Here is a 6,397-nt window from a genome sequence, read left to right as displayed (position 1 = left end):
CCACCAACCTGTGCGCAACATTCCACCCGCCCCGATCCCCCCGAACTCTGCTGGACAGGACGTGAAGTCCGGTGAGCGGGCCACGGTCGCCATGACCCGACCATCAGGGCGTCAGGAGACAGACGAACTGGAGGCCAGGGCTGCTCTCATGCGCGCCGCTGACGTGGGCGACCCGGTCATGGGCCGCCTCGTCGCGCAGTACGGCGCCTCGGAGGCGGCGGCAACGATCCGCGCACGCGCCTTGCCGCCCGACTTCGCCGCGCGAGAGGCCCAGCACGAGCGCCCACCCGACCTGACCGGCCGGCTGAACGCCTGGTACGCCCGCCTGGCGGCCGCCAAGCCCGCAGCCGACCTGGAAGCAGGCGAGAAGGCCGGAGCCAGGCTGATCATTCCCGGCAGCCCGGAATGGCCCACCCAGCTGGACCAGCTTGGGCCGAGCCGTCCCCTAGGGCTGTGGTTGCACGGCACGGCTGACCTCCGCTTCGCGTGCCTGAAGTCCGTCGCCGTGGTCGGCGCCCGTGCCGCCACGTCTTACGGTTCGCACATCGCGGCCCAGTTCGGTGTCGGCCTCAGCGAAGCAGGCTGGACGGTCGTGTCAGGTGGCGCCTACGGCGTGGACGGGGCGGCCCACATGGGGGCTCTGGCGGCGGATGCACCGACGGTGGTCGTTCTGGCCTGCGGCGTGGACGTCTGCTATCCGAGCAATCACGACACCCTGTTCGCGGCCGTCAGGGAGCGGGGGGTTGTGATCAGCGAGTGCCCACCGGGCGTCCACCCCACCCGGGCACGCTTCCTCATCAGAAACCGCCTGATCGCCGCCCTGTCGAGAGGCACCGTGGTGGTGGAGGCGGCGTTGCGCAGCGGCGCGCTCAATACGGCCACCCATGCCCTGTCCCTCAACAGGCACCTGGGGGCAGTGCCTGGCCCGATCACTTCGAGCATGTCGGCCGGCTGTCACCGGCTCCTCCGGGAGCGCAAAGCGGTATGCGTGACGACCCCGGAGGAGATGATCGACCTCGTCGGCGTGATAGGCGACGATTTGGCCTCGCAGAGCCGGGTCCCCGCCGTTTCCAGGGACAAACTCAACGACTCCACCAAGAGGGTGCTGGACGCGGTCCCTGCCCGAGGCGGCGCCGGTCCAGCCTCCATAGCGGTTGCTGCGGGAGTCAGCCTGGATGCGGCCCTGAGCGCGCTGGGCGGCCTGGCAGCCGCGGGCTACATAGAACGCGCCGCTAACGGATGGCGCCTGCGCAAAACGGCAACGAGCTACCGCAAGGCTCCCGAATCGGCCGCCCTGCAGCCCCCAGCCACCGAGGAAGCCGACGAGCAGGCAGACGACCCTCCGTTTCCGGACGACCTGCCGGTCCCCTACCAAGCAGCGGAGGGGACGGACGCCTGACACCTCACGGTCCACCTTGCACGCACCGCGTCACCGGACGACGGGCGCACGTGGTGACGGCCATCGCGTGATCCTTGGAGGGCCTGCTTGACCTGCTCCCACGACTCACACCGGGGTTTCAACCCGTCGCCGGGCCGGGGTTCCAGTTTCATCGGGCCCTGCCATCTCAGAAGACCCCGGGGCCGGTCTTGCCAGCCCCGTCGCCGCTACGCGGACACGGTCGGCGGGACGAAACAGACGATGGGATGAGCGCGGGGACCACGATGACCACCGACGCCGGGAACGGACGGGCAGCGTGGCAAGCCAGGATGACGCGGACATGAGCGACACGTACGTCAGCGCCGCCATGGGCAAGATGGCCAGCGTCAATGGGCAGGGCGAGCACAGATGACCTACCGACACGGACGACGACGGGACACGACACCACGACAACCGACGAGGGCGCGGCACCACAACCAGCGCAAAGCGACAGAAAAGCAGCACCACGACCAGCACGAACGACGGAAAGCACGGGCACCACGACCAGCACGAACGACGCAAAGCACGGGCACCACAACGAGCGCAAAGCGACGGGAAGGCGGGACCACAACCAGCGCAACCGACGGGAACGCGGCATCATGACAGCGCAACCGACGGCGTCGGCACCCGCGACATGACCGACAGGAAAGATGATGGTGACGTGGAAGACATGGCACGGACGGACGGTGATACGGCGGTGAGCAGAGAGGAGGTGCTGGCCGACTTCGGCCGATATCTGCGGCTGGAACGTGATCTCTCACCGCACACGGTCCGGGCTTACCTGACCGACATCACCTCGCTGCTCGATCACATGGGAGGGCAACTCGACGGCCTGGACATCGGGGCCCTCAGGGGATGGCTGGCCGGCCAGCATGAAGCGGGAAAGGCCAGAGCCACGCTGGCGCGCCGAACCGCCTGTGCCCGCACCTTCACCGCCTACTGTCATCGTCGCGGCTGGCTGTCCACGGACCCAGGGTTGCTGCTGGGCACCGCCAAGACGCCCCGGTCACTGCCGTCCGTGCTCGACCAGGAGCAGGCGCAGGCCGTGATGGACGTCCCCGCCGCCCCGGAGCCGAAGGAACTGCGCGATCAGGCGTTGCTGGAGTTGTTGTACGCCACGGGTGTGCGGGTGAGCGAGCTGTGCGCACTGGACGTCGACGATGTAGACCGTGACCGGCACGTCATCAGAGTTCTGGGCAAGGGGCGTAAGGAGCGTTCGGTGCCGTTCGGGTTGCCTGCCCTCCGAGCGCTGGACAGGTGGTGTATTCACGGACGGCCGCTGTGGGCCCGAGCCAGGTCGGGGCCCGCACTCTTTCTCGGCGTCCGCGGTGGCCGCATCGACGCGGGGACCGTCCGGCGGGTGGTGCACGCGCGACTGGCGCAGGTTGAAGGGGCGCCGGACATGGGACCGCACGGTCTCCGGCACACCGCGGCGACACACCTGCTGGAGGGCGGTGCGGACCTGCGTAGCGTTCAGGAGTTGCTCGGGCACGCGTCGCTGAACACCACGCAGATCTACACCCATGTCTCTATCGAGCGTTTGCGGGCGGCCTACCGGCAAGCGCATCCCAGGGCCTGAGTGACCCACCGGGGGTCACCGGCAGGCTCCACGCAACAACTCCCACCGCACCGCCCGACCTCGCCCAGCCCAACTCCGCACCGCCGGACCTCTTCACCACAGCACCCACAATCGCCCCAACGCTCAGAGCCACGTCCCCACGACACTTCCGCCTCCGCCCCATCGCGCCCACGCCGCCCCGCATCAAATCCCACGCCACGTCGCATCACGTCCCGTCACAGCGCATCGCATGACGTCCACGCCACGACGCGCCGCACCGCATCGCGTCCACGCCACGTCACGCCACGTCACGCCACGTCACGTCACGTCACGTCACGCAGCATCGCATCGCGTCCACGCCACGTCACGCCACGCAGCATCGCGTCGCACACGACGCACCACGTCACGCCGTATCGCATCGCGTCCGACATCACGACGCACCACGCAGCATCACGTCCACGTCACGCCGCATCACGGTCACGCCACGGCGCAACGCATCACGCCACGCCATAAGTAGCCGCTTGGACCGCACCCCGCACCACCGCACCACCGCCACACGAGCGCCAGAAGGACAGGCCCCGGCGAAACCGCCGCGGGTCGCTGCCATTCGTACGGATACCGGGTCACGGTGCAAGGACTACGCCAGCTCAGCGCGAGGCTCGCCCCGTCCCAGGAGGGCGTTGAGGGACGTCGGTGTGGCGCGAGATTCTACGGAGGTGCCGCTCTCCCACCGCCTTACCGCGCGTTACCCGGAGAAGCCTTCCTTGGGCATCTCCAGGTCGGCTTTGGCCAGTTCTTCGACGTTGACGTCCTTGAACGTGACGACCCGTACGTTCTTCACGAACCGGGCGGGCCGGTACATGTCCCACACCCAAGCGTCCTGCATCTTCACGTCGAAGAAGACGTCGCCGTTCTCCGCAGTGCGGACATCGAGATCGACCGAGTTGGTCAGATAGAACCGCCGCTCAGTCTCCACCACGTATGTGAACAAACCGACGACATCGCGGTATTCGCGGTAAAGCTGCAGCTCCATCTCGGTTTCGTACTTTTCGAGATCCTCTGCGCTCATCGCGGTCCTCCTGTCGTACCGGTCCCCCGGTTTGCCTGGTCAGGCAACCCCGGCCCCCATTTCATTTTCACCCATCTCCCTCGCCACCGTGACGAAGGAGTAACGGTGATCAGGACACGGGCCATGCGTTTCCAGCGCCAGCCGGTGTCCTGGTGTGACATACCCCTTGTGCTCGGCGAAGCCGTACTGCGGGAAGCGCTCGTCCAGCGCGACCATCAGGCGATCCCTCGTCACCTTGGCCACGATCGACGCGGCGGCCACGCACGCGGCCACCTGATCCCCCTTCCACACGGCGAGCGACGGCGCGGGCAACCCGGGCACCGGGAAGCCGTCCGTCAGGATGTACTCAGGGTCACAGGACAACTGTGCGACAGCACGCCGCATTCCCGAAACGTTGCATTTGTGGAGACCTTTGGCGTCGATCTCCCCGGACGGGATGGTCACGATGCCTACGTGGGCGACCCGCATGATCGCGTCGTAGAGCCGTTCGCGCACCGCCGGGGCGAGCAGCTTCGAGTCGCCCAGGCCGTCGACCGGCTTACGCAGGATGACGGCCGCGACCACGAGCGGCCCCGCGCACGCGCCACGGCCGGCCTCGTCGACACCCGCGATGGGGGTGAGGCCGCGGCGGGCGAGCGCCCGTTCATAGGCGTAGAGTCCGGAATCTCGTCGGACGACGCTGGGTCGAGGGCGGAACGCAACTGTCATGACAGAGGCAGCGTACGCCTCATTCGCCGCAAACCGCGACCGGAAGCCAATCTACTTGACCTTGTCGAAAGCCTCAGGCTGAGAGAAGAGATAGCCCCGCGACAGCGGCCAATAGCGCACCACGGCCTTGCCGATCACCGCGTCTTCCGAGATGAAACCGCCGCCCGCCTCCTCCATGTGCGCCCGGGAGTCGGCCGAGGCGCTGCGGTGGTCGCCCATCAGCCAGAGCTTGCCGGCCGGCACCTTGACGTCGAAGTTATCGCCGGAAGCGTAATCGTCCGGGTAGAGGTAGGAGGACTCGTCAAGGGGCTTGCCGTTGATGGTGATGCGCTTGTCGGCGTCGCAACACTTGACGTGGTCGCCGCCGACGCCGATGACGCGCTTGATGGTGTCTTCGCCGTTCCAGCCCTTGAACACCACGATGTCGCCGCGCTCAGGCTTGCCCGAGAGCTTGTTGACGAAGATCCGGTCGTCAAGCTGCAGGGTGTTCTCCATCGACACGGACGGGATGTAGAACGATCCGACCACGAAGGCCTGCAGCAGCAGCGCGATGCCGACCCCCAGAACGAGCAGCAACACCGTCTCGCGGAAGCTGCCCTTCTTTTTCTTCTCTTTGCCCACGCCCTCCGCCTTCTTGGTGACGGCCATCAGCGCTTCCTCCGCAGCCGGCGCCGAACCAGGATCAAGGGTACGGCCAGCCCGAACCCGGCGACCAGCGGCACGGACCCGCCGAGCGCGTGGAGCGCGGGTTGGGCGAACGTCTCGGGGATGTCGATCGAGGAGGCGCGGTCGAACGGCCACACGATCACGAACGCCCGTCCGATGACCTGGCCCACCGGAATGGACCCGCCGCCCGCGTCGCCGGTGTGGGCGCGGGAGTCGAGCGACACCGAGCGGTGGTCGCCCATCACCCACAGCCGGTCGGGCGGCACCGTGACGTCGAAGAACTTGTCAGAGGGCACGTTGCCTGGATAGAGGTAGCTTTCCTCGTTGATGGCCGTGCCGTTGACGGTGATGCGGCCTTTGGAGTCGCAACACTTGACGTGGTCGCCGCCGATGCCGATGACCCGCTTGATGTAGTCCTTCTCGCCGGGGATGACGCCGAACGCCGTGCCGACCCAGCGGAAGAACGCCGCGACAGGGTTGGACGGCTCCTCCATCTGGAACTCGCCGTCCCAGGAGTCGACGCCCGAGAAGACCACCACGTCGCCGCGCTCGATGTCGCGCGTGTGGTAGACGAGCTTGTTGACGAGAACCCGGTCATTGGTCAGCAGGGTGTTTTCCATCGACTCCGACGGAATGTAGAAGGCCTGGACCACAAAGGTTTTGATGATCAGGGCCAGCACCAGAGCGACAACGACAAGAACAGGAAGCTCTTTCCAGAACGACCCCTTCTTCTCCTTTTTTCCGCCCTTAGCCGGCTTCTGAGTCTCTTCGGCGACCACGTCCACCTCGTCCTCGACAGGGCGGCGCGCAGCGCCGTGCTCCTGGCTCTCGCTAGTCATCGCTGACGAGCCTAGATGATGTCCCGGCTCGACAAGCCTGGACCGACGTTACACCCACGCACGAGTCGCTCCACATAAAGGAAACGGCCCCGTAAAGCCGAAAGGCCCGCGCCGCAGCGCGGACCTCGGAAAGAGCAAGA

6 protein-coding genes are annotated in these 6,397 nt (G+C 66.9%); 2 read left to right on the top strand and 4 right to left on the bottom strand.

Annotated elements, in window-relative coordinates; all coding sequences use genetic code 11:
• Positions 1-148: 148 nt before the first annotated feature.
• Both dprA and E1294_RS36785 read left to right on the top strand, forming a co-directional pair.
• Positions 149-1,399, top strand: coding sequence for a DNA-processing protein DprA (gene dprA, locus E1294_RS36790; protein ID WP_342775125.1), 1,251 nt, complete (start codon positions 149-151; stop codon positions 1,397-1,399).
• Positions 1,400-2,087: 688 nt separating this feature from the next.
• Positions 2,088-2,996, top strand: coding sequence for a tyrosine recombinase XerC (locus tag E1294_RS36785; RefSeq protein WP_132515592.1), 909 nt, complete (start codon positions 2,088-2,090; stop codon positions 2,994-2,996).
• Positions 2,997-3,720: 724 nt separating this feature from the next.
• Here E1294_RS36785 and E1294_RS36780 read toward each other — a convergent pair.
• From E1294_RS36780 to lepB (E1294_RS36765), 4 genes are read right to left on the bottom strand one after another with little or no spacing between them, the layout of a single operon-like run.
• Positions 3,721-4,044: a DUF2469 domain-containing protein gene (locus tag E1294_RS36780; RefSeq protein ID WP_026215037.1), complete on the bottom strand. Its 324-nt coding sequence runs from the start codon at positions 4,042-4,044 to the stop codon at positions 3,721-3,723.
• 39 nt (positions 4,045-4,083) lie between these two features.
• Positions 4,084-4,752 (bottom strand): ribonuclease HII, encoded by a 669-nt coding sequence (locus E1294_RS36775; RefSeq protein WP_132515590.1) that lies wholly within the window; start codon positions 4,750-4,752, stop codon positions 4,084-4,086.
• A gap of 51 nt (positions 4,753-4,803) precedes the next feature.
• Positions 4,804-5,400 carry a signal peptidase I gene (gene lepB / locus E1294_RS36770; RefSeq protein ID WP_132515589.1) on the bottom strand — a complete coding sequence of 199 codons (597 nt, stop codon included), beginning with the start codon at positions 5,398-5,400 and terminating at the stop codon, positions 4,804-4,806.
• Positions 5,400-6,257 (bottom strand): signal peptidase I, encoded by an 858-nt coding sequence (lepB, locus tag E1294_RS36765; protein WP_132515588.1) that lies wholly within the window; start codon positions 6,255-6,257, stop codon positions 5,400-5,402. Before lepB (E1294_RS36765) ends, lepB (E1294_RS36770) begins: the two co-directional genes overlap by 1 nt.
• Positions 6,258-6,397 lie beyond the last annotated feature (140 nt).

The organism is Nonomuraea diastatica, from assembly GCF_004349015.1.
GTDB lineage: Bacteria > Actinomycetota > Actinomycetes > Streptosporangiales > Streptosporangiaceae > Nonomuraea > Nonomuraea diastatica.
This window is presented reverse-complemented; position numbering and strand designations above follow the sequence as displayed.